The sequence below is a fragment of the Flexivirga endophytica genome (assembly GCF_014640635.1).
GTDB classification, from domain to species: domain Bacteria; phylum Actinomycetota; class Actinomycetes; order Actinomycetales; family Dermatophilaceae; genus Flexivirga; species Flexivirga endophytica.
Map to the genome: position 1 here is coordinate 282,340 of NZ_BMHI01000002.1, position 26,476 is coordinate 308,815.

31 protein-coding genes are annotated in these 26,476 nt (G+C 67.4%); 13 read left to right on the top strand and 18 right to left on the bottom strand.

From position 1 onward, the window contains the following. Positions 1 to 19 precede the first annotated feature (19 nt). The 3 genes from IEX71_RS06305 to IEX71_RS06315 all read left to right on the top strand — a co-directional run bounded on the left by IEX71_RS06305 (position 20) and on the right by IEX71_RS06315 (position 2,211). Positions 20 to 439 carry a hypothetical protein gene (locus IEX71_RS06305; RefSeq protein WP_188836136.1) on the top strand — a complete coding sequence of 140 codons (420 nt, stop codon included), beginning with the start codon at positions 20 to 22 and terminating at the stop codon, positions 437 to 439. Positions 440 to 772: 333 nt separating this feature from the next. Continuing rightward, positions 773 to 1,534 carry a phosphotransferase gene (locus tag IEX71_RS06310; RefSeq protein WP_188836137.1) on the top strand — a complete coding sequence of 254 codons (762 nt, stop codon included), beginning with the start codon at positions 773 to 775 and terminating at the stop codon, positions 1,532 to 1,534. A gap of 44 nt (positions 1,535 to 1,578) precedes the next feature. Continuing rightward, positions 1,579 to 2,211 (top strand): GrpB family protein, encoded by a 633-nt coding sequence (locus IEX71_RS06315; protein WP_229749521.1) that lies wholly within the window; start codon positions 1,579 to 1,581, stop codon positions 2,209 to 2,211. Between the two features lie 101 nt (positions 2,212 to 2,312). Here the strand turns inward: IEX71_RS06315 and IEX71_RS06320 are convergent, their stop codons facing one another. After that, a complete protein-coding gene (locus IEX71_RS06320) occupies positions 2,313 to 2,804 on the bottom strand; it encodes an aminoglycoside adenylyltransferase domain-containing protein (RefSeq protein WP_188836138.1) in 492 nt (163 codons plus the stop codon). Between the two features lie 450 nt (positions 2,805 to 3,254). On the opposite strand from IEX71_RS06320, the gene IEX71_RS06325 reads away from it, so the two are divergent. Continuing rightward, positions 3,255 to 3,722 (top strand): NUDIX domain-containing protein, encoded by a 468-nt coding sequence (locus tag IEX71_RS06325; protein WP_188836139.1) that lies wholly within the window; start codon positions 3,255 to 3,257, stop codon positions 3,720 to 3,722. Positions 3,723 to 4,109: 387 nt separating this feature from the next. Beyond that, entirely contained in the window at positions 4,110 to 4,571 is a 462-nt protein-coding gene (locus tag IEX71_RS06330) for a DinB family protein (protein ID WP_188836140.1), read from the top strand. 478 nt (positions 4,572 to 5,049) lie between these two features. Here IEX71_RS06330 and IEX71_RS06335 read toward each other — a convergent pair whose 3' ends face one another. Continuing rightward, positions 5,050 to 5,487, bottom strand: a complete 438-nt coding sequence (locus IEX71_RS06335; RefSeq protein WP_188836141.1) for a YdeI/OmpD-associated family protein — start codon at positions 5,485 to 5,487, stop codon at positions 5,050 to 5,052. A 132-nt stretch (positions 5,488 to 5,619) separates the two neighbouring features. Continuing rightward, on the bottom strand, positions 5,620 to 6,033 hold the full coding sequence (locus IEX71_RS06340; RefSeq protein WP_188836142.1) for a VOC family protein: 414 nt from the start codon (positions 6,031 to 6,033) through the stop codon (positions 5,620 to 5,622). A gap of 145 nt (positions 6,034 to 6,178) precedes the next feature. Here IEX71_RS06340 and IEX71_RS06345 point away from each other — a divergent pair, with 145 nt between their 5' ends. Beyond that, positions 6,179 to 6,763 carry a TetR/AcrR family transcriptional regulator gene (locus IEX71_RS06345; protein WP_188836143.1) on the top strand — a complete coding sequence of 195 codons (585 nt, stop codon included), beginning with the start codon at positions 6,179 to 6,181 and terminating at the stop codon, positions 6,761 to 6,763. 37 nt (positions 6,764 to 6,800) lie between these two features. Here the strand turns inward: IEX71_RS06345 and IEX71_RS06350 are convergent, their stop codons facing one another. Further along, positions 6,801 to 7,823, bottom strand: coding sequence for an ATP-dependent 6-phosphofructokinase (locus tag IEX71_RS06350; protein ID WP_188836562.1), 1,023 nt, complete (start codon positions 7,821 to 7,823; stop codon positions 6,801 to 6,803). Positions 7,824 to 7,976: 153 nt separating this feature from the next. Here IEX71_RS06350 and IEX71_RS06355 point away from each other — a divergent pair, with 153 nt between their 5' ends. The 3 genes from IEX71_RS06355 to IEX71_RS06365 all read left to right on the top strand — a co-directional run bounded on the left by IEX71_RS06355 (position 7,977) and on the right by IEX71_RS06365 (position 10,299). Continuing rightward, positions 7,977 to 8,720 carry a hypothetical protein gene (locus IEX71_RS06355; protein WP_188836144.1) on the top strand — a complete coding sequence of 248 codons (744 nt, stop codon included), beginning with the start codon at positions 7,977 to 7,979 and terminating at the stop codon, positions 8,718 to 8,720. Between the two features lie 73 nt (positions 8,721 to 8,793). After that, a complete protein-coding gene (locus tag IEX71_RS06360; protein WP_188836145.1) occupies positions 8,794 to 9,315 on the top strand; it encodes an 8-oxo-dGTP diphosphatase in 522 nt (173 codons plus the stop codon). A 165-nt stretch (positions 9,316 to 9,480) separates the two neighbouring features. Then, on the top strand, positions 9,481 to 10,299 hold the full coding sequence (locus IEX71_RS06365; RefSeq protein WP_188836146.1) for an alpha/beta fold hydrolase: 819 nt from the start codon (positions 9,481 to 9,483) through the stop codon (positions 10,297 to 10,299). Positions 10,300 to 10,308: 9 nt separating this feature from the next. Here the strand turns inward: IEX71_RS06365 and IEX71_RS06370 are convergent, their stop codons facing one another. Beyond that, positions 10,309 to 11,289 carry an ArsR/SmtB family transcription factor gene (locus tag IEX71_RS06370; protein ID WP_188836147.1) on the bottom strand — a complete coding sequence of 327 codons (981 nt, stop codon included), beginning with the start codon at positions 11,287 to 11,289 and terminating at the stop codon, positions 10,309 to 10,311. 179 nt (positions 11,290 to 11,468) lie between these two features. Here IEX71_RS06370 and IEX71_RS06375 point away from each other — a divergent pair, with 179 nt between their 5' ends. After that, positions 11,469 to 13,586, top strand: a complete 2,118-nt coding sequence (locus IEX71_RS06375; protein ID WP_188836148.1) for an MMPL family transporter — start codon at positions 11,469 to 11,471, stop codon at positions 13,584 to 13,586. Between the two features lie 32 nt (positions 13,587 to 13,618). Here the strand turns inward: IEX71_RS06375 and IEX71_RS06380 are convergent, their stop codons facing one another. From IEX71_RS06380 to IEX71_RS06435, 13 genes are all read right to left on the bottom strand, one after another. Beyond that, positions 13,619 to 14,146 carry a glycosyl-4,4'-diaponeurosporenoate acyltransferase CrtO family protein gene (locus IEX71_RS06380; RefSeq protein ID WP_188836149.1) on the bottom strand — a complete coding sequence of 176 codons (528 nt, stop codon included), beginning with the start codon at positions 14,144 to 14,146 and terminating at the stop codon, positions 13,619 to 13,621. A 174-nt stretch (positions 14,147 to 14,320) separates the two neighbouring features. Continuing rightward, on the bottom strand, positions 14,321 to 15,481 hold the full coding sequence (locus tag IEX71_RS06385; protein WP_188836150.1) for a glycosyltransferase family 2 protein: 1,161 nt from the start codon (positions 15,479 to 15,481) through the stop codon (positions 14,321 to 14,323). Further along, the gene (locus IEX71_RS06390; RefSeq protein WP_188836151.1) at positions 15,448 to 16,809 is read right to left on the bottom strand and encodes a cytochrome P450; all 1,362 of its coding nucleotides are present in this window, start codon (positions 16,807 to 16,809) and stop codon (positions 15,448 to 15,450) included. Before IEX71_RS06390 ends, IEX71_RS06385 begins: the two co-directional genes overlap by 34 nt. After that, positions 16,806 to 17,147 carry a lycopene cyclase domain-containing protein gene (locus IEX71_RS06395; RefSeq protein WP_188836152.1) on the bottom strand — a complete coding sequence of 114 codons (342 nt, stop codon included), beginning with the start codon at positions 17,145 to 17,147 and terminating at the stop codon, positions 16,806 to 16,808. Before IEX71_RS06395 ends, IEX71_RS06390 begins: the two co-directional genes overlap by 4 nt. Next, positions 17,144 to 17,500, bottom strand: coding sequence for a lycopene cyclase domain-containing protein (locus IEX71_RS06400; protein ID WP_229749522.1), 357 nt, complete (start codon positions 17,498 to 17,500; stop codon positions 17,144 to 17,146). The genes IEX71_RS06395 and IEX71_RS06400 overlap by 4 nt, the downstream gene beginning before the upstream one ends. After that, on the bottom strand, positions 17,497 to 19,155 hold the full coding sequence (gene crtI, locus IEX71_RS06405) for a phytoene desaturase family protein (RefSeq protein ID WP_229749523.1): 1,659 nt from the start codon (positions 19,153 to 19,155) through the stop codon (positions 17,497 to 17,499). The genes IEX71_RS06400 and crtI overlap by 4 nt, the downstream gene beginning before the upstream one ends. Further along, positions 19,152 to 20,072: a phytoene/squalene synthase family protein gene (locus tag IEX71_RS22465; RefSeq protein WP_229749524.1), complete on the bottom strand. Its 921-nt coding sequence runs from the start codon at positions 20,070 to 20,072 to the stop codon at positions 19,152 to 19,154. Before IEX71_RS22465 ends, crtI begins: the two co-directional genes overlap by 4 nt. A gap of 25 nt (positions 20,073 to 20,097) precedes the next feature. Further along, a complete protein-coding gene (locus tag IEX71_RS06410) occupies positions 20,098 to 21,192 on the bottom strand; it encodes a polyprenyl synthetase family protein (RefSeq protein WP_188836154.1) in 1,095 nt (364 codons plus the stop codon). A gap of 37 nt (positions 21,193 to 21,229) precedes the next feature. Then, complete coding sequence (locus tag IEX71_RS06415; RefSeq protein ID WP_188836155.1) at positions 21,230 to 21,694, bottom strand: hypothetical protein; 465 nt, start codon at positions 21,692 to 21,694, stop codon at positions 21,230 to 21,232. Then, a complete protein-coding gene (locus IEX71_RS06420; RefSeq protein WP_188836156.1) occupies positions 21,694 to 22,137 on the bottom strand; it encodes a pyridoxamine 5'-phosphate oxidase family protein in 444 nt (147 codons plus the stop codon). Before IEX71_RS06420 ends, IEX71_RS06415 begins: the two co-directional genes overlap by 1 nt. Beyond that, complete coding sequence (locus tag IEX71_RS06425) at positions 22,134 to 22,433, bottom strand: hypothetical protein (RefSeq protein ID WP_188836157.1); 300 nt, start codon at positions 22,431 to 22,433, stop codon at positions 22,134 to 22,136. The genes IEX71_RS06420 and IEX71_RS06425 overlap by 4 nt, the downstream gene beginning before the upstream one ends. Beyond that, positions 22,430 to 23,854, bottom strand: coding sequence for a cryptochrome/photolyase family protein (locus IEX71_RS06430; RefSeq protein ID WP_188836158.1), 1,425 nt, complete (start codon positions 23,852 to 23,854; stop codon positions 22,430 to 22,432). The genes IEX71_RS06425 and IEX71_RS06430 overlap by 4 nt, the downstream gene beginning before the upstream one ends. After that, positions 23,854 to 24,069 carry a hypothetical protein gene (locus IEX71_RS06435; RefSeq protein ID WP_188836159.1) on the bottom strand — a complete coding sequence of 72 codons (216 nt, stop codon included), beginning with the start codon at positions 24,067 to 24,069 and terminating at the stop codon, positions 23,854 to 23,856. The genes IEX71_RS06430 and IEX71_RS06435 overlap by 1 nt, the downstream gene beginning before the upstream one ends. A gap of 223 nt (positions 24,070 to 24,292) precedes the next feature. Between IEX71_RS06435 and IEX71_RS06440 the strand changes: the two genes are divergently transcribed. The 3 genes from IEX71_RS06440 to IEX71_RS06450 all read left to right on the top strand — a co-directional run bounded on the left by IEX71_RS06440 (position 24,293) and on the right by IEX71_RS06450 (position 26,475). Then, positions 24,293 to 25,186: a MerR family transcriptional regulator gene (locus IEX71_RS06440; protein ID WP_188836160.1), complete on the top strand. Its 894-nt coding sequence runs from the start codon at positions 24,293 to 24,295 to the stop codon at positions 25,184 to 25,186. A 37-nt stretch (positions 25,187 to 25,223) separates the two neighbouring features. Beyond that, entirely contained in the window at positions 25,224 to 25,661 is a 438-nt protein-coding gene (locus tag IEX71_RS06445) for an SRPBCC family protein (protein WP_188836161.1), read from the top strand. A gap of 79 nt (positions 25,662 to 25,740) precedes the next feature. After that, positions 25,741 to 26,475, top strand: a complete 735-nt coding sequence (locus tag IEX71_RS06450; protein ID WP_188836162.1) for a CPBP family intramembrane glutamic endopeptidase — start codon at positions 25,741 to 25,743, stop codon at positions 26,473 to 26,475. Position 26,476 lies beyond the last annotated feature (1 nt).

Genomic DNA, 26,476 nt, shown 5'->3' on the forward strand with positions numbered 1-26,476 from the left:
TCCGCGGTACAACTGGGACGTGGACGACACAGAGGTCTGGCATGTCCGGGACGGCGAGCTCGTGGGCGATCGCCCGGATTCGTGGGTCTATGTCTGGCGGCTGCCGGACAGTCCCGACCCGCGCGCGAACATCCTGTATGTCGGCACGACCGGGATGACTCCGGCGCTGCGCAGTTGGTTGCACCTGCACTCCAAGGACAAGGAGGTCGGCAGGGTCAGGAAGCGCTTCCCGAAGATCGACACCGAAGCCGCTGACATCTATGCGTTTCCGGTGCCTGCGGGCATGTCGCGCCCGCAGGTCAAACACGCCTTGGTGCACGCGCTCGCCGACGCCGGCCTGCTGGCACCGGAGTATGTCGGCCCGCCACTCGAGGGGACTTCGCACGCGAGCGACGCCGTGGCGTCATACGTCGCAGAAGTCGTGGCCCAACTCACCTGACCCGCTCGCTGGTCCCGCAGTCACGACGCCCCTTGGACGTCACCTGCTCGTCGTGGTCGACCTCGCTGTGGCCTGGGGGCTGACAAGGCCGCGGAGACGCGGATTCCATCATCTTGTCCAGATCCTCAGGATTCGACGTCGCGTAGGACGTCCCCGTCCCGGGGAAGAAGTCCGGACGGCTTGTGCGGGGATCGGTATCGCCCGGCCGGGTAGATCGCGTCTTGACCTTCCCGTTCGCCTTTTGTGGAACGTCATGTGAGACAGCCAGCGCGCAGGATCGTGCGCCCACGAATCGGCGGGCTACGAGATCCGTCATTACCTAAAGTGAGTGGCATGTCCGAGGGAGAGCAGCCACTGACGGGAGGCAACGCGACCCCCGGTGGGGCAGTTCGGCGCGGCGACACTGTGCGCAAGCCATGGACCGCAAGCACGCCCTTGGTACGCGAGTACATCGACGCGTTGGCAACTCGTGCCGTACCCGTGCCGCAACACTTCGGCTGCGACAACCGAGGCAGACAAGTCATCGAGTTCATGTATGGAACGCTCGCTCACGAGCATGGCCCGCTGAGCGAGGGACAACTCACCGCGGTCGGGCGGCTTATCCGTCGTATCCACGATGCAAGCGAGTCGATCCCTTTCGTCGATGAGGCTTGGGATGTGTTGATTCCACCACCCGACACGGCGAGCCTGCTATGTCACAACGACTTAGCGCCATGGAACCTTGTGCTGAACGGCAGCGTGATGGTCTTCATCGACTGGGACGGCGCAGGACCGAGCACCCGCGTGTGGGACCTGGCCTATGCCGCGCAATCGTTCGCGGGGATCGACCCGTCGAATGCCCCAAAGGTTGCCGCCCGGCGGCTGAGCTGCCTCATCGCCGGATACGCACCCAACGAGCAGATGCGGCAACAGCTTCCGGCGGCGATCGTTCAGAGGACAGCCGCGATGCACCAGCTACTCCGAACCGCGGCGGACAATGGTCGGCAACCTTGGGCTGCCATGTTCACCTCCGGACATGGCACCTACTGGGCGAACGCGGCAGACTACGCCGTCCTGCACGAGTCCTATTGGCACCACGCGACCTCGTCGGAGTAGCCGACCCGGTATCGGTCGACGCTCGTGTGTGGCACTGTCGCGCAGTGCAACCGGATGCGTGGATAGTCATCCGTTCTCTTCAGGCCTTTTACACTTCGAACGTGCCATTTCCCGACGAACTCGCGCCGACCGGTGTTCGTGTTCTCGGGTATCAGCAGGAGTGGGCAGACGAGGCGCACGAACTCACTGTTCGTCTGCGTGCGCTGGTTCCGGACGCAGTTGTAGTCGAGCACATCGGATCGACTTCGATCCCGGGCATGAGCGCCAAGGACTGCCTCGACATGATGATCGTGGTCGCTGACCTCGACACGACGACAGCAGGTACGTCGCTGACCGAGGTGGGATACCGCCGCCGCCCGGAACCGTGGAACAACGATGAGCCGGCGCAGGGCCGGCTGTGGCCGAAGATGGTGTTCGCTCCACCCGAAGGTGGTCGTGCGGTGAACATCCACGTGCGGCTTGCGGGTGTGCCCACAACACGGGTGGCTTTGTTGTTCCGCGATTTTCTGCGTGCGAGCCCTGGGCATGCCCGGACCTGGGCGCATTTCAAGATCGCGGCGGCCGAGGCCGCGGACGACCTGGCTGCCTACGGAGCAATCAAGGAGCCGGCGTGGCGACTACTAATGGACCTGGCCGAGCAATGGTCGACCGAGACGGGCTGGTCACCTGACGCGTAGCCCACGCAACGCTCGACCTGCGTCGGTAGACGATCCGTTTGCGGAACGTTGACTGGGCAGTTCCTCGTGTCGTTCGGATCAGTTGGCGATCCGTTCGTGGATCAAGGCTGTGAGGTGTTCTGTCGTGTCGTGCGCTTCGTGTTCGTGCTGGCCCCAGTCGTCGACGACGTTTCCCACGTAGCGTCCGAGGCCAGGGAGAGGACGCGCCGGTGTCGTGAGGGCAGGAGCGGTAGAACCCGTTCGGCTGCCTCGTTCTTGGAGACAATCTGACCGGTCTGCGCGGTGACAAGCATCCGTGCCAGCGTGAGAAGCACGTTGCGTTCATCCCCGAGGAAGTTGCTCAGCAGTGGCTCGACGCTGTCGCGGATGGATTGGCGCAAATCGGCATTCGGAACTGGATCGAGGAGGTCGCGCGGGTGCGGGCCGCGTAGACACTCCGCGTGCTGTCGTGAGCTGGCGATGAGTACGGCCAGATCGGGATTGACTCGCCGCCGCGGGATGCCGCCATCGATGAACTCGTCCCGTAACCACTCGCCGTAGAGGAAGTCGCAGACTGGTGGGTACTTCCATGGCACGACATCGTCGAGCACCACTGAGGTCAGTTCCAGGGGACGTCCTGGTGTGACTGTGGCCCTCCGTCCTGAGAATCGCAGAAGGAAGGCCATCAGTTCATTTCGCTCATGGAAGGACAACGATCGGGCGGTCACGAGGAGTAGATCGATATCGCTATCGGGCCGCAGCCCAGTTGAGTCCCGCATAGTGGTGTAGCGCGGTCGCCGACAACCCACGAGCCCGTCAGGTAGACACCGCGCAGGTTGCCTGGCGCAACGTGGTCCAGGTACCCCAGCAACTGTTTGATGACTGACTCCATGTCTCGCATCCTCGTGACCGCAAACCGGGTGCGTCAATACATTTGTCCCAAAGCTCCGAGTCGTCGAAACGAACGACACAGTTGCGCCGCAAGTGGATCGACATACGGCGAAGCTGGATTATCAAGCCTGGAGCCTGGGTGCGGCTATGTGGGTGCGTGCCATGATCCCGTTATGGCGATCGATTCCGTGTCACCGCATGGGCCGACTGCGGCTGCTGGGGTAGCCGTCTTCAACGGCTCGGGCAGCTTGCTGCTCGGTCGCCATGCGCACGACGATCGGTGGGCAACATTCGGCGGTTCCGTCGAGGCCGGCGAATCGACTCAAGTTGCGGCTCTGCGCGAGGTGCGTGAGGAGGCCGGTCTCCCACTCGGGGACCTGGAGATGTTCGGAACCTTCGGTGGGTCCCCGATCTACACCGTTCAATACGCCGATGGGTCCTCGGAGAGCTACACCGTGACGATGTTCGGGCACGTCATGTGCCGCGAGGTCCGACCGCGACCCGATGGCATCGAGATCTTGGAGTGCCGTTGGTTTACCCCAGATGACCTCGAGGCAGCGATCCTTGCGGAGGACATGGCAGAGATCGTTCCCGCGGCTTTGGACTGGTTCCGATCACGTCGTGCCAGGCCTGACAGCTGAGGTCGCGGCTGCAGTGGGTTTCCCGCAGACCGATCGTCTTGTGAGGCGCGGAGACCCCTAGCCGACGGAGTGGCATAGAGAGCTGGTCGGGGAAGACGCGAATCACCGCAGCCGCTTCCCCATGCCTGTCCCTGGAGACCCAACCGCGGCCGCATTACGGTCCCAACATGCCGACACCAGCCATGCGATCTGCACCAACGATGAACCACGGACGAGCTACGCCACCCCAACTCTGGGGCAGTTGCTCGCCATGGGGTCACTTCGCGCGGCGCCGACACCGTGGTCCGCGCCGCCGCAGCGGCCCGACAGCTGCGATAGCAGGATTGCAGCGCGGCGGTCGTACGGCGAGGGTGAAACGGGATCGGAGTGGCGAGCAGAATATTCACTATGAGCACCGCCGAGAACGAGGACGTACTGGATCTCTTCGACCAAGCCTGGAAGCGTTTACAGCGACGGATGGATGGCATTTCCGATCCAGAATGGGGATGGCGACCTGCTGAGATCGAAGCCGAGATCAGCATTCGCTGGCGGCTTGAGCACATCACCGACCTTCTTGCTGAGCCGCGAAATTGGACCTGGCTGGGGCTTCCCGTGCCTGAAGCACAGGGCGCGGCGGGCGCTGCGCGGTCCGCGGCGTCCGCTTGCTCTTCAATGGCTGCCGCCTACGAGCTCTTTCGGGGCAGCCTCAGCGATGGCTCAGTCAACTTCGATGCCGAGGTTGGCCCGGCGGCAGGTCCCTTCGCATCGGCGACACGCCGCTCGTTTGTGCTTCACATTGCGGATGAACTCATCCACCACGGCGCGGAAGCTGCTCTGCTCCGAGACCTATACGCCGCACAGTCTCGGTAGCGGAACGTCTTGCGGCACGTCCGCGTGCCGATCTGTCCCGACGAGGTTGCTTGAGTGATGGACCGGTGCGAGGCTCACTCGATGGTCAAGTCCGGCAATCAAGTTGCCCGCGGGGTTCTGTTCCTCGACGGGGTGGGGTGCCTGGTGTCATCTGTCGTGGTCGCAGCCAGCCCTCGGCTTGTCGGAGTCATCGACGAATCCATGAGGTCGCGTCCGTGGATCGTGGGTGCACTCGCTGCGACGGGCACGATGATGACCGCTGGTGGCCTCCGGTCGGGAAGTCCGACGGCGTTGCAAAGCGCGGCCGTAGCCAACGCAGGGTGGGTGGCTGGCTGCGCACTCGCAGTTCCTGGGCGGACCGGTTGGGGACTGCGTCTGGTGTCCGCGACCGCGCTCCTCGATGCGACCATGGGCGTCCTGCAGTTGCACCTCGCTGCCAGTTCATCGGCTCAGCGCTAATTGGAACACGTCACTTGGCTCAGCCCTGCAGGCTGTCGATGGCCTTGTCGATACGTCGCTGGCGTGTCTCCGGTTTCTTGGCGCTCTCGATGGCGTGCACGTGCTGTCGTTTGCGGCCGTCAGAAAGGTCGTCGTAGGCGGCGCGGGCACCTGGGTTGTTGTCGAGAGCCGTGGCGAAGTCGGCTGGCTCGGCGACGATGCGTGGCTGGGTGTCGAGCTCCAATTCGACCTCGACCGCCTCGCCGATCGCGACGTCCGCGGCCTGCCGGTTGGCGTTACTGAGGCCGATCAGGTGGCGGCCGCGCATGATGGCGATGCGACTTCGCCACGAGTGACCGTTGAGCGTGATGATCACGGGCGGACGAGCGCCACCGCCGAGCGCATCCACCACCTCGGGCGGGACGTGCAGCCCGCGCATGGGCTCGGGTGGTTCGACACGGGTCAGAAACTTCGTCATCTTTCTCCAGCCGTCTTGATGACGCACGCAGATGTCACCGCGCTCCGGTCGAGGAGCGCTTCTCCTTGACGAGTGGGCGCGATGGCCGATGTCCGGGGCGGCTGCGCCACGCCGCCCCGGACAACTCTCAAACTATTCAGCGTACGGCTGGTCCGTTCCCTGCTCGCTGTAGCCGACGCTCCAGATGTAGCCGTCCGGGTCGGCGAAGGTGCCGCCGTACCCGCCCCACGGCAGAGCGCCGGCGGGGTTGAGGATCGTGGCGCCCGCACTCTGCGCCTCGGCCATGATCTCGTCGACCCGTTCCTCGGTGCGGACGACGTAGGTCAGCACCAGCCCGCTGAAGCCGCTGCCCTCGGGGCTCGTGCCGACTTGGTCGGCCAGGCCGTCGCGGCCGTAGAAGCCGACCGGGGAGGCGCCGTCCGCTTCGAAGAACACCGAGATGCCGAAGTCGTTCTGGACCTTCCAGCCGAGCCCTTCGGTGTAGAACCGCTTGGCCCGGTCCATGTCCCGGACGGCGAGAAGAATTGAGCTGACGTGCGCTTTCATGACTGGCTCCTTGCGAATGGGTGTGAGCTTCCGACTGCACAGCGGCGCCTGTTCCAACCGGCACGGACCGTGCCGTGTCGCTAGCGTGCAATGATGAGACGGTCAAAGTCAAGACGGCACGTGCCGTTCCGTTACGCTGGCGAGCATGGATGCCGACCGGGTCAACACGCACACCGACGCCCGCAGCGAGACGATCCGGAGCGCGACGCTCGAACTGGCTCAGGAGCTCGGCTTCGCCAAGCTCAGCATCGAGGCCGTCGCGGCTCGCGCCGGCGTAGGCAAACACACGATCTATCGCCGTTGGCCATCGAAGGGAGCCCTGTTCCTCGATGCAGTTCTCTCATCGCACGAAACAATCCTCGAGTACCCCGACACCGGCGACATCGTGGCCGACCTGAGAGAGCAGATCCTCGCGGCGGTCGAACTGCTCGCCCGACCTCCGCTGGACGGGCTCTTCCGCTCTCTGCTCGGTGAGGCTCAACAGGACGCTGCCATCTCCGCCGCACTCAACGAGCGATTCATCGCGCCGCAGACCCAGCGAACGATCGACCGGCTGGAGAAGGCCCGCGACGCCGGCCAACTTTCCCCCGACCTCGACCTGGAGCTCGCGATGTCGATCCTGTCCGGGCCGATCTACTTCCAGTTCCTCATCACGGCTCAGCCGCTGACCCACGACTACATCGACAGGTTGCTCGCAGCTCTCTTCGCCGGTCTGGGCCCACGACCCTGAGACTCAGAGTGTTGCTTGCCCACTCGACCGGCAAGAGTTATCCGAAGAGGATCGCGGCCTCGTCCCAGCGCTCGCGCGGGACGGTTTTCAGCACGGTCGTCGCCGAATGCAGGTCGACCAACTCGATGTCGGTGCCGATGAGCGAAACCATGGTGCCCCACTGCTTTTCGACGACCGCGTCGACCGCAGCGGTGCCGAAGCGCGTCGCCAGCACCCGGTCGTATGCCGACGGGACGCCACCTCGCTGCAGGTGGCCCAAGGTGGCCGAGCGGGTCTCGATACCGGTGCGCTCCTCAATCTCCGGCGCGAGGCGCTCGCCGATGCCGCCGAGCCGTGGCCGGCCGAACGCGTCGAGTCCGCGTGGCGCGTGCAGATGCTCCTCACCGGAGGGGACGAAACCTTCGGCGACCACGATGACCGGCGCGCGTCGCCGGTCACGAGCGTCCTCGGCCCAACCGCAGATCTGCTCGATGGACACGTCGACCTCGGGGATCAGGATCGCGTGCGCGCCGGCGGCGATGCCGGCGTGCAAGGCGATCCAGCCGACGTGCCGGCCCATGACCTCCACGACCATGCACCGGTGGTGTGACTCGGCCGTGGTCCGCAGGCGGTCGATCGACTCGGTGGCCACCGAGACCGCGGTGTCGAAACCGAATGTGTAGTCGGTGGCGGACAGATCGTTGTCGATGGTCTTCGGGACGCCCACGACGGGGATGCCCTCGTCGGCGAGCCGACGGGCCGCGGTGAGGGTGCCTTCGCCGCCGATGGCGATGAGCGCCGTCATACCGTGCTTGTCCATGGTCTCGCGGACGCGCTCGGCCCCGCCGTGCTCGAACGGGTTGGTGCGCGACGTGCCCAGGATGGTGCCGCCGGCGCGCGAGATGCCGCGCACGTCGGCGCGCGGCAGCGGCACGATGTCGTCCTCGACGAGACCACGCCAGCCGTCGTGTATGCCGACGAACGGCACCTCGTGGATCCGGTCGCCCTTGATCACCGCCCCACGGATCACCGCATTGAGGCCCGGGCAGTCGCCGCCGCTCGTCAGGATTCCGATCGTCATGCCGTTGGTCACAAGGTCCATCGTGGTCGATCGGTGCCGTCCGGCGGGCGGTTGTCCACGATGTTGTCGGACAGCGATGTTGTCGGACAGCGAGACGGACCCGCCGGCCGAGGACCCGGGAATACTTGCACCGGCCGGCCGGGTTCACACTTCATGGGACTGCTCGCCCACCTCGGCCGAAACCCACGCCCGACGCTGATGTCGTTCCGCGAGGCGCTGGACGCGCTCGGCGACGAGGGTGTGCTGGAGCGGCGGCTCGCCGACGTCCCGATCGCCCAAGTGGTGGGCTCGGCGGCCAGGCCGCGTGACTTCGATGCCGACTTCCGCCCGCTGAGTGCTCACCTGCGCCCGCGCCGGGACCGGCTGGCCGACCACCTCGCGGGCCACAACGAGCCGGCACCGGTGGACCTCTACCAACTCGGCAACCTCTACTTCGTCGCGGACGGTCACCACCGGATCTCGGTGCTGAAGTCGATGGGCCGGCAGGTGGTGACGGCCCGCGTCGTGCGGTATTGCACCGTCGCGTTCGCGATGGCCTGCCTCCGGGCGATGCACCTGCCGAGCAAGGCGGCCGAACGCCGCTTCCTGGAACGCATCCCGCTGGCCGACCCGATCCGCACCGAGCTCTGGTTGGACAAACCGGAGGACTGGGTCCGGCTGGCGGACCGTGCCGAGGCGTGGGGCTACCGACACGCGATGCGCGACGGCCGCCCGTTGCCGCCCGCCGAGCTGGCCGCCCGGTGGTGGCGCCAGGAGGTGGAGCCCACGCTGGAGCTGGTCCGGGCAAGCGGATTCGGCGCCGAACTGCGGGACGTCGAGCTCTACTTGTCGGCGGTCACCATGATGGATCGGGCGGGCCGCGACAGTTGGTCGCCGGCGCTGTTGCCGACCGGTTGAGAGCGGCACCAACCGGATCCGTCCTCCCGGGGCGGTCGGCGACCGGTCGGCGCGACCGGGCATGCTTCATGTGATGACGACACCGATGTGCCTTGTCTTCCTGCTGCGGGACACCGCGCGCGGGCAGGAGGTCCTGCTCGGGCTCAAGCGGCGCGGGTTCGGCACCGGCCGGATCGTCGGCATCGGCGGACACGTCGAGCCGGGCGAGAGCGATCTGGCGGCCGGCGTGCGCGAGACCTTCGAGGAGACGGGCCTGCACGTCATACCCACCCAGTTGTATGACGCAGGGCGCGTCACCTTCCACTTCCCGAGCACTCCGGAGTCCGACATGTCCGTGGCGCTCTACCGCGGCACCACGTGGACCGGAGAGATCGTCGCGTCCGACGAACTGGACCCCGAATGGCACCCGGTCGCGGGCCTGCCGACGGCGGCGATGTGGGACGACTCGCGGATCTGGCTGCCGCACGTGCTGCGCGGCGAGCGGATCACCGCGGACATCACGTATGACGCCACCGGCACGGTCGTCGCCGACGTCCGGCTCACGGTCCTGGCCCAACCTGTTACCCAGGAGTCACCCGCGCGCCACCGATCGTAGGTACCGTGGAAGTCAGCTGTGGGTGCCGCCGGTGCGGCCTGCCGACAGGTTCCATGGACACTCGAGCTCCGTTCGATGTCCATGACTCGGGCGACGAAGAGGCTTGTGCTGCGGTAAACCTCCCGCGCCCGTTCAGGATCAACTTCAAGGCGAGGTTCCACGACGATGATCAGTTACACGCGAGCAGGCTCCGGCGATCCGCTGGTTCTCATCCACGGCATCGGGCACCAGCGGTCCGCGTGGGGCGACACCTTCGAGTTGCTGGCCCAGGACTTCGACGTCATCGCCATCGACCTGCCCGGTTTCGGCAAGTCACCCCGCCCGGACAAGCCGCACAGCTATCGCATCGACAGCTACGTCGACCAACTGGAGGAGTTCTTCGCCGAGCTCGGCCTGGACCGTCCGCACGTCGCGGGCAACTCCCTGGGCGGCATGTTCGTGCTCGAGTTGGCGGCTCGTGGAGCGGTCCGGACGGCGACCGCGATCTCGCCCGCGGGTTTCTGGGGTCCGCTCGGTCTGCTCAACGCGATGGTCAACCTCGCCGCGATGAAGGCCTCGACCTACGCGCCCCGCGCCGTGGTCAAGGTCTTCTCCGACAAGGCGTTCCTGCGCAAGGTCAGCCTGCGCGCGCTCTACCAGCACCCCGAGCGGGTCCCGGCGGACGTCGCGTATGACGACGCCCTCAACCTGCGCAGCTCGCCCGGCTTCTTCCCGGTGGCGTGGCACGCATCGCGAGCCCGCTTCCGGCGCCGCCCGCTGGTGCCGGTCACGATCGCCTGGGGCACCAAGGACAAGCTGCTGTTGCCGTCGCAGGCAGCCGCAGCACGTGAGGCGTTGCCGACGGTCTCGCACCTGACGCTGCCCGAGTGCGGGCACGTGCCGATGATCGACAACCCCGAGTTGGTGGCCGGTGCGATCGTCCAGACGGTCGTGCAGGCGGCCGATCGTGCCGGCGAGCCGCTGCTGCACCTCACCGGGGCCTGAGGCTCGGATTCAGCTGGAGCGCAAGGCGATCCCCGCCGCGCTCAGTTGGTAGTAGACGAAGCGCCCGCGCCGGAACTGACTGAGCAGCCCGGCTCGTTCGAGCACCTTCAGGTGCCCGCTCACGGTCGGTTTGGGCAGGTGCAGCTTCTCGGCGAGATCGGTCGTGCTCACCGGCACGGTCGCCTGTCCGAGGATCCGTGAGCGCGTGCTGCCCATCAGCTGCTCGAGGCTGCTGGACGCCGGCTCCTCCTTCTCCTGCAACCACAGGGTCGCCGCGCCCCACGCCGGGTAGCCGATGGCGATCGGCATGTCTGGGGCGTCGTGCTCGTCAGGTCCGTGCACGATGAAGCCGGATCCCTTGAAAACCACTGGGGTGAAAACGAGTCCGCCTGGCGGCACGGTGATGTCGATGTCGAACTCGTGCTGCAGCTCCAGCACCTGACCGTCGAAACGGATCTGATCGTTGAGGTCGTTCAGGACGCCGCCGATGCCCTCTCGGACGATGCGTTCGGCCCGCATGTTCAGGTCGCGCAGGGCGATGGCGTGCGCGCGGTCCCAGAAGGGCCGCAGCACGCCGCTGAAGTAGTCGACCAGTGCCTGCTGCGCGATCTCGCGCAGGCCGGCCACCTCCTGATCGCCGTACGGCGACTCCTGCGTGCGGAGCTGTTCGAGGACACCCTGCACGTCCCGCTCCGGGATCATCCGCACCAGGTCATGCAGTCGCTCGGTCACGGCGGCGGGCGAATTGTCCACGTCATACGCATAACCCGGGACCACCAGCAGGGACGGCGCGGCCGGGTTCGTCGTCAGCCGTCGCAGCGTCGCGACGCCCGGGGCGTCCTGGTTGCGCAGTGCCGTCGCCAGCGGTGCGTGCAGCGAGCGCGACGACGGCTGCACGAAGAGGGACATGCTGGACAGGATGTTCCACGCGGGATCGACGACGAATTTGATCGCGGCGATGTCACCGGTCGAGCACCGGATGCGAATCATCGCCGGTGTCCTCCTTCTCGTCGTGCTCCGTGGCCGACGGTACGTGGCACTGTGTGTCGGAGACCCATTGTCACGTATGGGTGCCGGGGATGGAGGTTCGGTCAGCGGGGTACTCGACGCGGCATGATATCCCGGGACAGCGGTGGACGATCTGACGATTTCAGTGAGGGTTGGCGCTCATGAAGGACGCATCGGACGGCTCAGGAACGCGTCCCGTCAGGCGGGAGCGCCGTCATACCCGCCTGTGGGTGCTTCCCGCGGTGCTGGTCGTCCTGTGGCTGGTGGTCGGCGGCATCACGGGGCCCTACTCCGGGAAGCTGAGCAGCGTCTCGACCAACGACCCGGCCGCGTTCCTGCCGTCCAGCGCCGAAGCCACTCAGGTCAACACCTTGGCCAAGGACTTCCAGGGCCGCGAGGTGAACCCGGCACTGATCGTCTATCAGCGCAGCGACGGCATCACGGCCGCCGACAAGAAGGCTGTTGCACGTAAGGCGGACTCGGTCCGATCCATCGACGGTGTGGTCCGCGGCGTGGTGGGCCCGATCCCGTCCAAGGACGGGAAGGCTCTCGAGGTGGTCGTCCCCTTGGACGGCACGCTGGGCGACGAGACCGCGACCGTCGTGGATCAGGTCCGGGACCGGATGGAATCCGGGTTGCCGCCCGGGATGCAGGCCTACGTCACGGGCCCGGCGGGCTTCGCGGCAGACCTGGGCAGTGCCTTCACTGGCATCGACGGGGTGCTGCTGCTGGTCGCTGTCGCCGTCGTGCTGGTCATCCTCATCGTGGTCTATCGCAGCCCGATCCTGCCGTTCGTCGTCCTGTTGTCGGCGTTGTTCGCGCTGTCGCTGGCCAGTGGCGTGGTCTATTTCCTGACCGACCAGGGTGTTCTCACCCTCAACGGCCAGAGCCAGGGCATCCTGCTGATCCTCGTCGTGGGAGCCGCCACGGACTATGCCTTGTTGCTGGCCTCCCGGTTCCGGGAGGAACTTCGCGAGGAGGCGTCCCGGTTCGCCGCCATGCGGATCGCCCTGCGGCAGTCGTTGGAGCCGATCCTGGCCTCGGGCATCACGGTCATCCTGGCGCTGATCTGTCTGCTGGTCAGCGACCTGAATTCGACGAGCAGCCTGGGGCCGGTAGCCGCCATCGGCATCGCCTGTGCCCTTGCCTCCGCACTCACCTTCCTGCCGGCTGTGCTGGTGCTGCTCGGGCGCGCGGCCTACTGGCCGAAGCGGCCGAAGCTGGGGTCGGAGCACCCCGAGCGGTCGGGCGTGTGGGGTCGGGTCGCAGACCTCGTCGCTCGCCGCTCGCGCCCGCTCTGGATCGGCGCGACCCTGCTACTCGTCGTGGGCTGCGCATTCCTCCCCACGCTGAAGGCCAGCGGTGTTCCGCAGAGTGCGCTCTTCCTGCAGACGGTCGAGTCCGTCACCGGACAGCAGGTGGCAGCCGATCACTTCCCGGGCGGCACGGGCAGTCCGGTGGAGATCATCGGCTCGGCCGGCAAGGCAGAACAACTCGTAGCAACCGCTGGGAAGGTCGACGGGATCTCGTCAGCACAACTGCTCGGTGACTCGGGACGCCCGGTCGGGCCGGGGACGCCGCCCAAGACGGTTTACGGACGGGTCGAGATCCAGGCCGTGCTGACCGACCCACCGGACAGTGACGCCGCGATCGCCACTGTCCAGCAGCTTCGCGAAGCGGCTCGTGCCGTCGCACCGGACACGCTGGTGGGTGGAGCGACCGCCATACAGCTGGACACGCAGCAGACCGCCGAGCGGGACCGCGCGCTCATCATTCCGATAGTTCTCGCGGTGGTCCTGATCCTGCTGATGCTGGTGCTGCGCTCCGTGCTCGCACCCGTGCTCCTGCTCGCGTCCGTCGTGCTCAGCTTCGCCGCGACCCTGGGGGTCTCGGCACTGGTCTTCAACCACGTGCTCGACTTCCCCGGTGCCGACCCGTCCGTCCCGCTCTTCGGCTTCGTCTTCCTCGTCGCGTTGGGAGTCGACTACAACATCTTCCTCATGACCCGGGTGCGCGAGGAAGCGCTCCGGCTCGGCACCCATGACGGGATCCGGCACGGACTCGCAGCCACTGGTGGTGTCATCACCTCGGCAGGCATCGTTCTCGCAGCGACGTTCTCGGCGCTGAGCGTCATACCGATCCTGTTCCTGGCGCAGATCGCGTTCATCGTCGCGTTCGGTGTACTGCTGGACACCTTTCTCGTCCGGTCGTTGCTGGTGCCGGCGCTCGCGGAAGACATCGGCCCACGAATTTGGTGGCCCAGCAAGTCCTTCCGATGATCACCGCGCTTGGTCCTCAGTGCTGAGCAGCCTCAACGGGGCTGCAGTGCGCAGGCGATCCGCATGCCTTCACCCGCTGGTTTTCGCCGTGACAAGATTTCTTGACATCGAAACCGGTTGTACCGCTGTATGGCGATGAAAGGCAGATTCACCAGGATCCCGTAGCCGATGAGCAGGCTGGCGGGCAGTGCAGGGTTCCAGAGAGCGAACAGCGGCCCGCACGCCAAGGCGCCCCAGTGTGCGAGTTCGGCGCGGCGCGTCTCCCTGATGAACAGGTCGAGGCCGCCGTCAGTCAAACCAGGTAGTCGCGCCTTGCTGATTCCTCCGTCGAAGAGATCGCCGGCTTCAGGTAGCCGGTCCTTCCAGGCATGGATGCGCAGTCGGCGGCGGTACCACCGTCCGGAGTCCTCGAACCTGCGGGGACGCAGCAGCCACCCGTCCTGGTTCAGGCAGCGTCCGGTCAGCCGATGAGCGGCATATCCCGTGCCGGCGTGGAAGACGCCCCAGGCGGCGATGTCGGTTGCGATCGTGACGCGGACCGGCATGACGAAGTTGAGCATCGGTCTCCTGCCCTTCCCACTCCTACGGGCGGCAGTGCGCTACCGCCGATTCCACGACGTCGAGTATGTCGTCTCGACAGCGCCTGTGCGCTCTCGCCGCCCTCGGCGTCATTGATCGACCGGCTCGACTGCGCGATCCTCGCAGTGTCGCTCGGTCTTCAGGTGTTACTTGCCCTACTTTTCCGCGTGCATGGCGACGTCGCGACCCCGCCACCGGACGGACCCGCGCGCGTAGGTCAGGAACACCGAACGCGCGAACAGCACACCGAACGCCACCAACGGCACCGGGAAGACCGCCCACGTCCACCACCGGTAGGACCCGACCCGTCGCAGGATGCTCCTGAACTGCAGTCCCAGCGCGGCCCAGCCGATCATCCACACGAACCACGGGCCGGTGACGAAAGCACGTTGTCCAGTCGCACCGGACACAATGGTCAGGAGCACGCCGACAGCGACGGCGAAGTGGCACATGATCCATGCCGCGGCACTGGCCCGGGCAGCAGGTCCAGCCTGTCCGGCACCGGAAGCGATGTTCTTCGTCCAGCCTTCGGCGAGCTGACGAAGGCCGTTCGGATACATCCGCATCCGCAGTTCCGCCCCACCCGTCAGGCACCGCACGGGAAGACCGACACGTGCGTAGGCGGTTGCCAGCTCCACGTCGTCGAGTATGGCGCCGCGGACCGCCCCATGGCCGCCGGCGCTTTCGTAGTCCACCCGCGACGTGAGCAGGCACGGACCGAACGCCATCGGCCGGCGCGTCCTCCGAGGCGCGAACTCGCCGCTACCCATGAGAGACATGACGTTGAAGTAGGCCGACAACTGTTCGTAGGCTGCGTGCACCTCGTGGTAGGGCTGCACCGAGACCAGTCCGCCGTACCTGCGGTGCGCACCGAGCAACCGCTCGACGGCGCCGGTAGCGAGCACGGTGTCCGCGTCGAGGAAGAGCAGGAGTTCCGCCTGCGTCGCGTCCGCACCCACCTGACAGGCCCAGGCCTTACCGGTCCAGCCGGCAGCCACCTCATGGACCGCCAGCACGCGGGCGCCGGTGGACGCGGCGACCTCGCCGGTGCCGTCGACGGACCCGTCGTCGACCACGACAACCTCCGACACCGCGCTGCCGCCGTTGCTCAGCGAGTCCAGCAATATCGGCAGGGTGCCGGCTTCGTTGCGGGCCGGGATTACCACTGCGATCCTGCCGGCATCAGTGGCGCGGCCTTCGTCGCCCAGGCGACGCAGGTTCGCTAGTTGCCGAGCGCCGGCCGATGCACCGACGAACAGGAGCAGCAGAACAACGACAGTGGTCACGGCAACGGTGACCTGATCGGCGTCAGACACAGCGGCATACCACCGCTGGGGTGCACCGCGACGTCCGCCTGCGGGCTCGGACGGCTCCACTCGGCCGGCAGCTCGACACGGAACCTCGACACGATCCTGCTCAGGATGATGGCCATCTCACCCAGCGCGAAATCTCGGCCGATGCACAACCGCGGACCCGCACCGAAGGGCAGGTAGTTGGCGCGTGGCACCGAGCCATCGCGAAACCGCTGGGGCCGGAACCTCTCCGGGTCATTCCACGCATCGGCGCGGCGATGCAGTACCCAGGGGCTGATGATCGCGGTCGTTCCGGCCGGCACCTCCCGGCCGCCGATGAGATCGGCCGCCCGCGATCTTCGCGAGATGACCCAAGCCGGCGGATACAGGCGCAGCGCCTCGTCGATGACCGCCCGGGTCCACGGCAACACCGACCGGGTCTGCATCATCGGAACCGAACCCGGCAGCAGGGCGACCTCGCTGCGCACGCCGTCCTGCGCAGACGGGTGCTCGGCGAGCAGCATCAGCGTCCAGGACAGTGCCGCCGCAACGGTCTCGTGCCCCGCGATGACCATCGTCACCAGTTCGTCGCGGATCTCCTGGTCGGACAGACCTCCCTCGATCAGCAGGCCGAGCAGGTCGTCACCGTGCGAGCCGGCGGCCCGGCGTGCCTCGATCAACTCGAAACAGAGAACGTCCAGTTTGCGGCGTGTCGTCGTCAACCGGCGGTTGAGAGCGGACGGGATCCGCTCGGGAAGGATCGACTGCCCGAGTCGCACCACCAGTCTGGCCGCAGCGCTGGTCGCCTCGAGCAACCGATGCGCCTGCTCGGACAGATCGGTGGACAGGATGGCATCGCCCACCACGTCGAGCGCGATGCGCAGACAGACCTCGGCCACATCGACGGTGTGCGTTCTCGAACTCCACCCGACGTGCACGTCCAAGGCGCGATCACCCGCGTTCGCCACCTTCGCTGCCAGGGAGTGCAGTCGTTGATGATGGAAGGCAGGTGCCACCAGCCGGCGGTGCTCCAGCCAATTCGGTTCGGCCGAGGCCAGCAGGCCAGGACCGGTCACTCTCGCCAACGCGCGGTACTGAACGGTGTCCTTACTCCAGTTCCGGGCGGACGTCTGCAGCACCCGGCGGACATCGGTAGGGTCACTGACCAGGAGCGCTGGTGGGCCGGGAACCGGGAAGGCGACCAGATCGCCGTATTGCTCCCGTGCCCGGCACAGGAAGTCCAGCGGATCGGCCCGGATGGAGCGGAAACCAGTCATCATCTCCCGCGTCGACGGACCCGGAGCGCCGATGTCCAGCGAACCCTGCCTGATCCGTGCTGCGAAGCCGGTCACGATGTCTCGCAACGGCGGCGACCACGCCCCGCCAGTGCTTCCCACACAGCACAGGTCAGCAATATCAGCGCGAACCCGAAACCCACATCCTCCACGGGCGCCCAGAAGAGCCGGCCGTCCCCGAGCCAGGTGATCCGTGCCGTCCCCAGAATCGCGTCCCCGTCGTAGCGGACGATGCCCCGCCCGGTCAGCCACGCATTCGTCACCAGCTGGAAGGTCAGCATGATCGCGTAGGCCGCCCACCAGGTCCTGGACGTGGTCAGCCGGGTACGGGTGATCACACGATCGACACACACCGAGGCGATGACGGCGATGACGGCGAGCACCGTGTACGTCATACCGATCCCTTCCGACGTGGCCCGTTGCCGCGTGTATGGCGACTGCCGGTGAGGTGACGCACGGCTTCATAGGTGAGGATGGCCGCCAGCGGAACGACGACGAAGAACGCGATCTCCTCCAGCGGCAGTCCGCCGACCCGCCACGGCAGCGCCTGCCGGCTGTCGAAATGCCACTGTCCGGCATGAGTGGCCCACACGTCCCAGGCCACGAAGGGAGCGGACGCCAACACGATGGTCGTCAGCAGGCGTAGCGGCCGGTGCAGCACTCCCAAGCGGTAACCGAATTCCAGGGGGAGGGTGCCGGCCAGGCAGAACGCCAGCATGGCCACGTAGGAGAGGTGTCGCAGACTCATCGCGGCCACCGCCTCGGCCGGGCCGGTCCGTCGTGGTCGGTATCGGCCCGCCGCCCCGTGGATCGCACGGGTAGCGGAGCGGGCAACGGGCCGGTGGAATCGTCCCCGCGCACCGCCTTGAGCAGGACCTCCGCGCTGATCAGGCACATGGGCAGGCCGATGCCGGGCAGCGTGCTGTGACCGGCATAGAACAGACCCGCGACCCGTCGTGATCTGTTGCGTCCGCGGAAGAACGCGGACTGCCGGGCGGTGTGTGCCAGTCCCAACGCCCCACCCCTCCAGGCAAACACGTCGTCGGCGAAGTCCTGCGGGCCGATCGTACGACGGACGACGATGCGCTCGGCGAGGTCGGGCACCCCCGCCCAGGTGGCAACCTGGCGGATCGCCGCATCCGCGACGAGTTCGACTGCCCGGTCGCCGGCGCCGTCGACACCGCCGCGTCCCATTGCCGGGTCGGCGGCGACCGGAACGAGCAGGAAGAGGTTCTCGTGACCGTCCGGTGCCATGGCCGGGTCGCTGGCGGTGGTCCGACTGACGTAGATCGACGCGGGGTCGGGGATCGCCTCCGACCGGTGGATGGCGGCGAAGTGTTTCTCCCAGTCACGGGCGAAGAACAGCGAATGGTGCGCCAACTGTGGCACCTGCCCGCGCACCCCGAGCAGGACCAGCACCGCCCCCGGGCCCGGGTCGCGCCTGGACCACCACGATGCGGACCGGCTGCGTGCGGCGTCGCCGAGCAGTCGCGTCTCCACATGGTGCAGATCCGCCGCGCCGACGACGACGTCGGCGTCGACGGTCACCTGATCGTCGCCCGCGGCAAAGCTGACACCGGTGACGCGGAACCTGCGATGGTCGCGGCCCCGCCACCGACGGGCACGGACGGCCGTGTGAATCGTGGTCGCGCGGGACGAGGTGTGGATGCGGACCCCCTCCGCCTCGGCGAGCGTCACCAGCGAGTCGACCAGCGCCCGGAAGCCACCCTGCGGGTAGTAGACACCATCGACCAGATCGAGGTGGCTCATCAGGTGATAGATGCTCGGCGCGCGGGACGGCGCGGTCCCGAGGAATACGGCCGGGTAGCCGAGGATCTGCTCCAGTCGGCGGTCCCGGACATACGTGGCGATGAAACGGTCGAGTGGTTGGACCAGCATCCGCGTCAGCGGGCCGAGCCGGGTGACGACATCGCGGCGGACCAGCGGCACCATCGAGCGGTACGTCGTATAGAGGAAGCGGCGGACCGCCAGCTCGTATGTCGTCCGGGCGGATTCGAGATACGAAGCGATGCGCGGGCCCGCTCCGGGCTCGATGCCGTCGAAAAGCGCCGTCACCGCAGCCGTGCCGGAGCGCACGTCGATCGGTTCCGCGTGGCCTTCGAAGAAGGCTCGGTACGCCGGCTCCAGCCGGGTGAGCGCCAGCTCGTCGCCCGCAGCAGAACCGAGGAGTCCGAAGTAGTGCTCAAAGACGTCGGGCATCAGGTACCACGACGGGCCGGTGTCGAAGTGGAAGCCGTTCTTCGTCCAGCTGCCGACGCGGCCACCGACTGTGGCGTTCTTCTCGTGCAGTTCCACCTCGAAACCGTCACGTGCGAGCAAGGCCGCCGATGCCAGGCCGGCGACACCGCCACCGATGACGACGACCTTCCGCGCGCCGGTCATGCTCGCCCCTGCCGTATGCCGGCCGCGAGCGCGATCCGCAGCTTGGTGGGTCCGGGCACCCGGACCCGCTGCCGCACCAGCTGCTCGGCCGGTGTGACGCGCAACCGGTGTGAGAGCTCTGCGAAGACCGCGTGCGCAGCGGCCACTGCCCGGCGGCTGCTGTTCGGAAGTTGGGCGACGGCTGCGGCGGCCTGATCCAGATCGGTGTCGATGTCGTCCAGGATCCGCTGCTTGTCGCCCTCGGTGAGGCACGCCGGGTCGATGCCGGGGAAGTAGCAGCGGCCGCGCAGGAAGTAGTCGTCGCGCAGGTCCCGCAGGAAGTTCACCTTCTGGAACGCAGCACCGAGCCGGCATGCTCCGGCCGCAAGTTCTTCGTACGCAGGACCGGCCAGCAGCTCTCCGACCGAGGAGCGTTCGCGGCCCACGGGTGCGAGAAACACCCGCAGACACATCAAGCCGACCACTTCCGCCGAGCCGTACACGTAGCTCGCGAAACTGTCCGCGTCGTGCTCACGCACCGAGAGGTCGGTGCGCATCGACCGGAAGAAGGGCGATGTCAGGTTCGGCTGGATGCCGCATTCCCGGGCGGTGGAAGCGAACGCGTGGACAACCAGATTCGCGCTGTAACCGGTGCTGATCGCATCCTCGGTGTCCGCCTGCAGCCGGTCGAGCAGCACGCCGGCCCGCTGGGGCTGGCCGACGCCGATCGGTCCGTCCACGACTTCGTCGGCGAGACGGACCAGCGCGTAGATGTTGCGGACGTGAACCCGCACTGGTTGCTGCAGGAGCCGCGCGGCCATTCCGAACGATGAGGAGTAGGCGTTGATCATGCGTGCGGCGGCGACCTGCGCCACCGCGTCGTACGTGCGTTGCTGGTAGGGGTCGGCGTGTGGCGCCGTCCGGGTCTTCTTCACCATCGCTTCCCATTCGCCGTGCTGTGCGTCATGCGGCAGTGCTCCGCATGATGCGGCGGCTGTGCCGGGTGAGCTCGGTCAGCAGCGCCGGGTCGAGGCCGATACGCTCCGCCGTTTCCTCAGCCCGCGTCAGGTGGTGCTCGGCGAGTCCTTCGACGAAACGTCGCGATCCGCAGCACTGGAGCAGCTCGCGCACCGTCTCCGCGGCTCTCGCCTCCAAAGAGGCGTCTCCGATGTGCGGCGCGATCTTGTTCCAGACAGCGGTCGTCCGAGCGTGCGCGATCAGCGCGGTGAACTTTCCCTCGCGCAGATCGCTCAGCGCGCTCTTGCCAGTGTCGGATTCGTCCCCGAACACGCCCCGGAGGTCGTCGGCGAGCTGGAAACCGATGCCGGCGAGACGACCGACCTCCGCGAGCTGGTCGACGGTTGCTCCGGGCGCGCCGGCGAGCACCGCCCCGGCCTGCAGCGGGAAGCGGAACGAATACCACGCAGTCTTCTGCTCGGCGATCGCGAGGACCTGCTCGAGGGTGGGTGCCGTAGCGCGGCATACACCGGCGGCAACGTCGTCGAGTTCTCCCGCGGCACTGACCCGTACCGCATCCTCCACCAGCGCCAGCAGCGCACGAGTCGTCGCAGCGTCTGCGCCACACAGCGCCACCAGGTGTATGGCGCGGGCCAGTGCGAGGTCTCCGGCGAGTATGCCGGCCGCGACGCCGAGAGTGACCGCGCCCTCCTCGCGCGCGCCACGCACCCGTGCCGTGTCAGCGAAGACCCCGGACACGTTGGCCGATCCCCGCCGCACGACATCCCGATCGATGACGTCGTCGTGGATCACCAACGCGGTGTGCAGCAACTCCACTGCAGCACCGACGCGGGCGACCACCTCATCATCATCGCCGCCGCAGCACTCGTACGCCGCGAACAGCAGTGTCGACCGCAGCTTCTCGCCGCCGCGGCCCGTTCGTCCCAGTTGCTGCCACAGCTCGTGCGTATCGGCACTCTCTTCTGTCGAGCGCCGCAGGCCGTCGGCGACAAACCGGTCCAACTCGACGTCGAGTCGGGCGCGCCAACCACTCGCTCGCGCCGCACGGTCGACCGGTGCCTCGCCCTGTTCATGGTTCACTGCTCTGCCTCCCTGCAGCTATCGAATCCGCCGGCTCTCAACTGATGAACGGCCGATCCGGGTGCTCGGGGTCTCCCGCCGAGCCGGGTCGCTCGGGCACGCCACTGACGCCGTCCTGCTGCGCGAGCACATCGCCGCCCGTGGTGACGATGTCCAGCCTGGCGTCCTGTACCCCGAAGAGCTGCTCGGCGATCATCTTGACCTGTACCGGCGGCATCGGCATTTCCAGGCGATCGAACTCCTCGCTCAGGACCTTTGTGAGTTCGTCAACGTCCTCATGCGCTCCAGACGCTGCTCGGGTCAGGACGCTGAGGTACTGCCTCAGTTGGGCATCCTCGAGAGAGGCCACGAATCGCTCGTCCAGGACCAGGACGCGGCCCGTGGGGAGATCGGTGGGTCGTCCGGACGGGGACGGATCGGCGTGCATCGGGTGCTCCTTGTCATCGTGCGCGGTCTCTGGCGAGATATGGATCCCGACGCCGCGTTCGGCTGGATGGGTCATCACAGGCTCCCGATCAGGTGATCGATGGTGACGAATAGGACGACGCGCTCCGGGTTGGGCCTGGGGACCCGGAAACGCTCGGCGTAAACCTTCTCGGCGTGCTGGACCGACTCGTCGTCAGTCAGTACTTCGGCGGTTCCATTTGCAGTGCACCAACGGCGCCCGTCGACCTGGCACACGGAGACCCAGGGCTCGTCGCCGGCTTCGGTCACGTTGCGCACCTTCCGGGACCGGCGCGAGGCCAGGATCCGCAGCGCCCCGTTGTCCGCGTCGAGCACGGGTGCCACCGGGACCGTGTGCGGTCGACCGTCGGATGTCAGCGTCGTCAGGGTCGCGAGATGACGCTCAGCCCAGAACTCCTGGACCTCGGGGTCGCCCAGGGGCAACCGGTGCGTGCTTCGACGCCGCGGTGTCGTGGCGTCCGCTGCCGATCGCTCCGTCATGCGGTCTCTCCGTCGGGCTGGATCCACTGCTTCGTGACGGACCACACGCGTGAACCATCCAGATCCGCCAGCGGCGTGGTGACGAACCGGCGTACCGCATCGGACTTCTGCCGGCGGACGACGAAGTCCTCGCTGGCCACGGTCGACACTGACTGCATGAAGCCCTCGACGGCGAATTTGGCGTCGCAGTAGGCACCTGCGAACGGATGCCCGACCACCCCGCCGACCATTTCGACGGCAGCGTGCAGACCCATCCCCGAGGACGTCCCGGTGATCAGAGCTGGCCGCGTCCTCATCGCTGGCTCCCCCGGTCGGCTTTGGAGGCCCGCACGTGCTCGTAGCGACCGAGCGCGTCTCGTCGTTCGTGGTCGTGATCCACGACCGGAGCCGGGTATCCGTGCGCGTGGCCCTCCGGATGCTTCCACGGCGCATGCACGTCCGCGCCGTTCAGGTGCCGCAACTCCGGCACCCATGCGCGCACGTAGTCGCCGTCGGGGTCGAACCGCTCACCCTGCCGCACCGGGTTGAAGACCCGGTGGAATGGGGCGGCGTCGGTGCCGGTGCCGGCAACCCACTGCCAGCCGTGGTTGTTCGACGCCAGATCGCCGTCGATCAGGTGCTCCATGAAATAGCGCGCGCCCTCACCCCACCACCGGTGCAGGTCCTTGGTGAAGAAGCTGGCCGTCACCATGCGGACCCGGTTGTGCATCCACCCCGTCGCGTTGAGCTGCCGCATGCCGGCGTCCACCAGCGGATAGCCGGTCCGGCCCTCCTGCCAGGCGCGCACCAGTTCCTCGGCGTTGTCGTCGCTGTCCCTATCGGCGTCGCGTCTGGCGTGGGCCGGAGCGTCATACAAGGGCGACATACCGGACGTCATGTCGTGCCAGGCACTTTCGGGCGCCCGCCACAGCACGTCGGCGTAGAACTCGCGCCAGGCGAGCTCGGTGCGGAAGCGGTCGGCCGACCGGCTCCGGCGGCGGCTCAGGTCGTGCAGCAGGGTCCGCGGATGGATCGCACCGACCTTCAGGTGGGGCGACAACCGGCTGGTGCCGTCGAGATCCGGCCGGTCGCGATCCTCGTCATATAGACCGATCGAGTCGTGCAGGAACTCCGCCCAGCGTGCCCGCGCCGCGTCCTCGCCGGCGTCCGGCAGCGGCACCGGACAGTCCTGCACCGCCTGCTTCAGAGTCGTGAGCGCGTCGGTGTCGTCCGCACCGTCGATCAGCTGCAGACCCTGGGGATCGGGTGCCGGCGCGGGCCAGCCGTGCGACCGCCAGGCGCGGGAGAACGGCGTGAAAACCTTGTACGACTGGCCGCTGTCGCGGGTCACCAGGCCGGGGCCGACGGCGTACGGCGTGCCGGTCGCCACCATGTCAATGTCCCGTTCGTGCAGCGTCGCGGCCACCCGGTCGTCGCGCCGGACCGCCCAGGGCGTGGTCTCCCGTGTGTAGTGCACGGCGGACACGGCGTGTTCGCCGCACAGGGCGGTCAGCACGGTGTCGGGCCGGCCGGCTCGCACCAAGAGGCGCCCGTCGAAGGCGTCTCGTGTCGCCAGTACCGTGGCGGCGAGCCAACCGCGTCGTACCGGCCCGGCGGCTTCCCACAGACGCGGTTCGATGACGAACACCGGCAGCACAGGGCCGCCGGCCGCTGCCTCCTGCAGCGCCGGATGGTCGCTCCGGCGCAGGTCCCTCCGCAGCCACAGAATGCTCGACATCACGCCCTCCCGTCGGCGCCTGATCGAAGGTGCTCTCCGAGCCGTTGCAGCACCCATGTCACCGCGCTGTCGGTGTCCTGTCGGAACTGTCGGCTGTCGGCCCAGAGGTGCAGGTAGAACGCTTGGGTGAGTTCCTGTGCCCCCGAGGTGTCCTCTGCCGCGCGGCACGCGAGTGGATAGACCCATCCGATCGTCTCGTCATAGAGAACGCCCATAGCGGTGACCTCGCTGGCCGCGCATTGGGTGAGCAGTGCACCGAGACGCTGCCCGCGCGACTGGGCTGGCCCGTGCCGGGACAGTGATGAGAGGCGAACCCGCGGTTCGCCGACCGGCATGCCGGTTCGACGTCGTTCGCCGTTGACTCGACCGGTAAGCATGCCAATAGATTACACAAAATAACGAACTTGTAAAAGGTTTCGTACAATGTAAGCTTGCGGTATGACCTACACGATCGGTGAGATCGCCGAGCTCACCGGCGTACCCGCAGTGACACTGCGAGCGTGGGAGAACCGCTACGGAGTCGTGCAGCCCGACCGCACCGCGTCGTCATACCGGCAATATGACGAGCACGACCTCGAGATCCTTCATCGAATGCGTGCTCTGGTGGACTCGGGCGTCCCGCCACGACGAGCAGCGCGTCTGGCTGCTTCACCGGCCAGCCAATCTCCGCGGTCCTTGGGCAGTGTTCCGGGCGCCGCCATACAGGACGTGACGGCGCTGGCGCGTGCCGGAGCAGCCTTGGACAACGATGCGCTTCGTCGGGTCCTGGACGAAGCTTTCGCGGTCACGTCGATCGAGACGGCCGTCGACTCCTGGCTCGTGCCGAGCATGCATCAGGTCGGACGGTTCTGGGAGTCTGGCAAGTTGGACGTCGTCTCCGAGCATCTGGTCAGCGCCGCGGTCATGCGCAAGTTGTCGGCGCTGTTCGACACGACGCCGGCACACGGTCCGCGCGTGGTGGTCGGCCTACCGGCCACCAACCGGCACGAGCTCCCTGCCCTCGCCTTCGCTCTGCTCCTGCAACGCCTGGGCACTGAGGTTCTGTATGTCGGTTCTGATGTGCCGGAGTCCTGCTGGACGCGCCTGGCCGAGGTGTGGCGACCCGACGCCGCGGTGATCAGCGTCGCCAGAGACCACGACATCGCCCCGGCCAACGTCGCCGTCCGCACTCTGGTCGGCGCCGGGATCGGAACCGTCTACGTCGGCGGTAGCGAGGCTCACCATGTCGACGGGGCGATCCCCCTGATGTCGTCCCTCACGGCATCGGCACAGACCGTCGCTGCGGCGCTCCTGCACCGCAGCCGGTCGCCACGGCCACAGGTTGCACGCTGATCCCGATGGCCACCATCCAGAGCCAGGAGCACTGTCGATGAACATCACCAGGAGTTTCTTCGTCCGCGCCGAACCGCAGGTGGCGCGCACATACCTGCAGGATTTCAGCCACGCAACAAAGTGGGATCCTGGCACCCAGCGGTGCGAACGCCTCGACAGCGGATCGATCGCGGTGGGAAGTCGCTGGCGCAACGAGTCCCGCTTTCTGGGCCGGCCGGTGACGCTGATTTACGTCTTGGCCCGCTTGGACGAGAACCGCGTCGTGTTCGAGGGCTCCAACGACTCCGCCGGCTCGCGCGACGACATACAGCTCGCGCCGGCGCCGGAAGGCGGCACCCGCATCACCTACACCGCCACCATCACCCTGCGCAGCCGGCTGCATGTCGTCCTCGATCCGCTGCTGCAGCTGTTCATGCGACCGGTCGCCGACAAGACGGTCGACCGCATGACCACGGTCCTCAACGGTCTTCGCTGATGGCGGGACCGGTGCGTGCGGCAGGCCCATGGCGGCCGGTGAGCGCCCACCCCGCCCGGTCGGCCTCGGGTTGATGCCGATGGTCGTGTTCGTGAACCCGGTGCGGGAGGTGCGCTCGTTCGTGCGGGCGGCGCTGGTCGTGCCGGTGCCGCGCGACCACCGGGAGACCGACGCGGCGTTCCGGCGGCGACGGATCGTCGCGTTGGTCACGCTGGTCGTCGGCGCGGCGCTGCTCGCGGCGGCGTTGCGCATCCCGGCCGGCGACCCCTCGTTCTACCTGGCGACGGCGGTGCTGGCGGTCGTCTGGACGGTGGGCGGCCTGCTCTCGGGTCCGCTGCACCTGGGCCGCGCGCACACCCGGGCCGGATCCGACCGGGCCCGGCCGGTGGTGCAGTCGCTTGCGCTCGGTGCGCTGCTGCTGACCGTCTTCCTGGCCGGCGGCCTGCTGGTGTCTCACGTGCCGGCGTTGCGCGACCCGGTGGTGCGGCTGCTGGACCACGCCCGGCTGGGCTCGTTGCCGGCGATCGTGCTGATCACCGCGGCCAACGGGGTCGCGGAGGAGATCTACTTCCGCGGGGCGCTGTATGCCGCCGTCGGACGGCGATATCCCGTGCTCGTCTCGACCGCGGTCTACTCTCTGGCCACGGCCGGCAGCGGCATACCGTTGCTGGTGCTCGCGGCGGCCGCGCTCGGCCTGCTGACCGGTCTGCAACGCCGTGTCACCGGCGGCATCCTCGCCCCGATCATCACCCATCTGATCTGGTCGCTGGGCATGCTGCTCCTCTTACCCGTCGTCCTACCCACAGGAGGTTGAA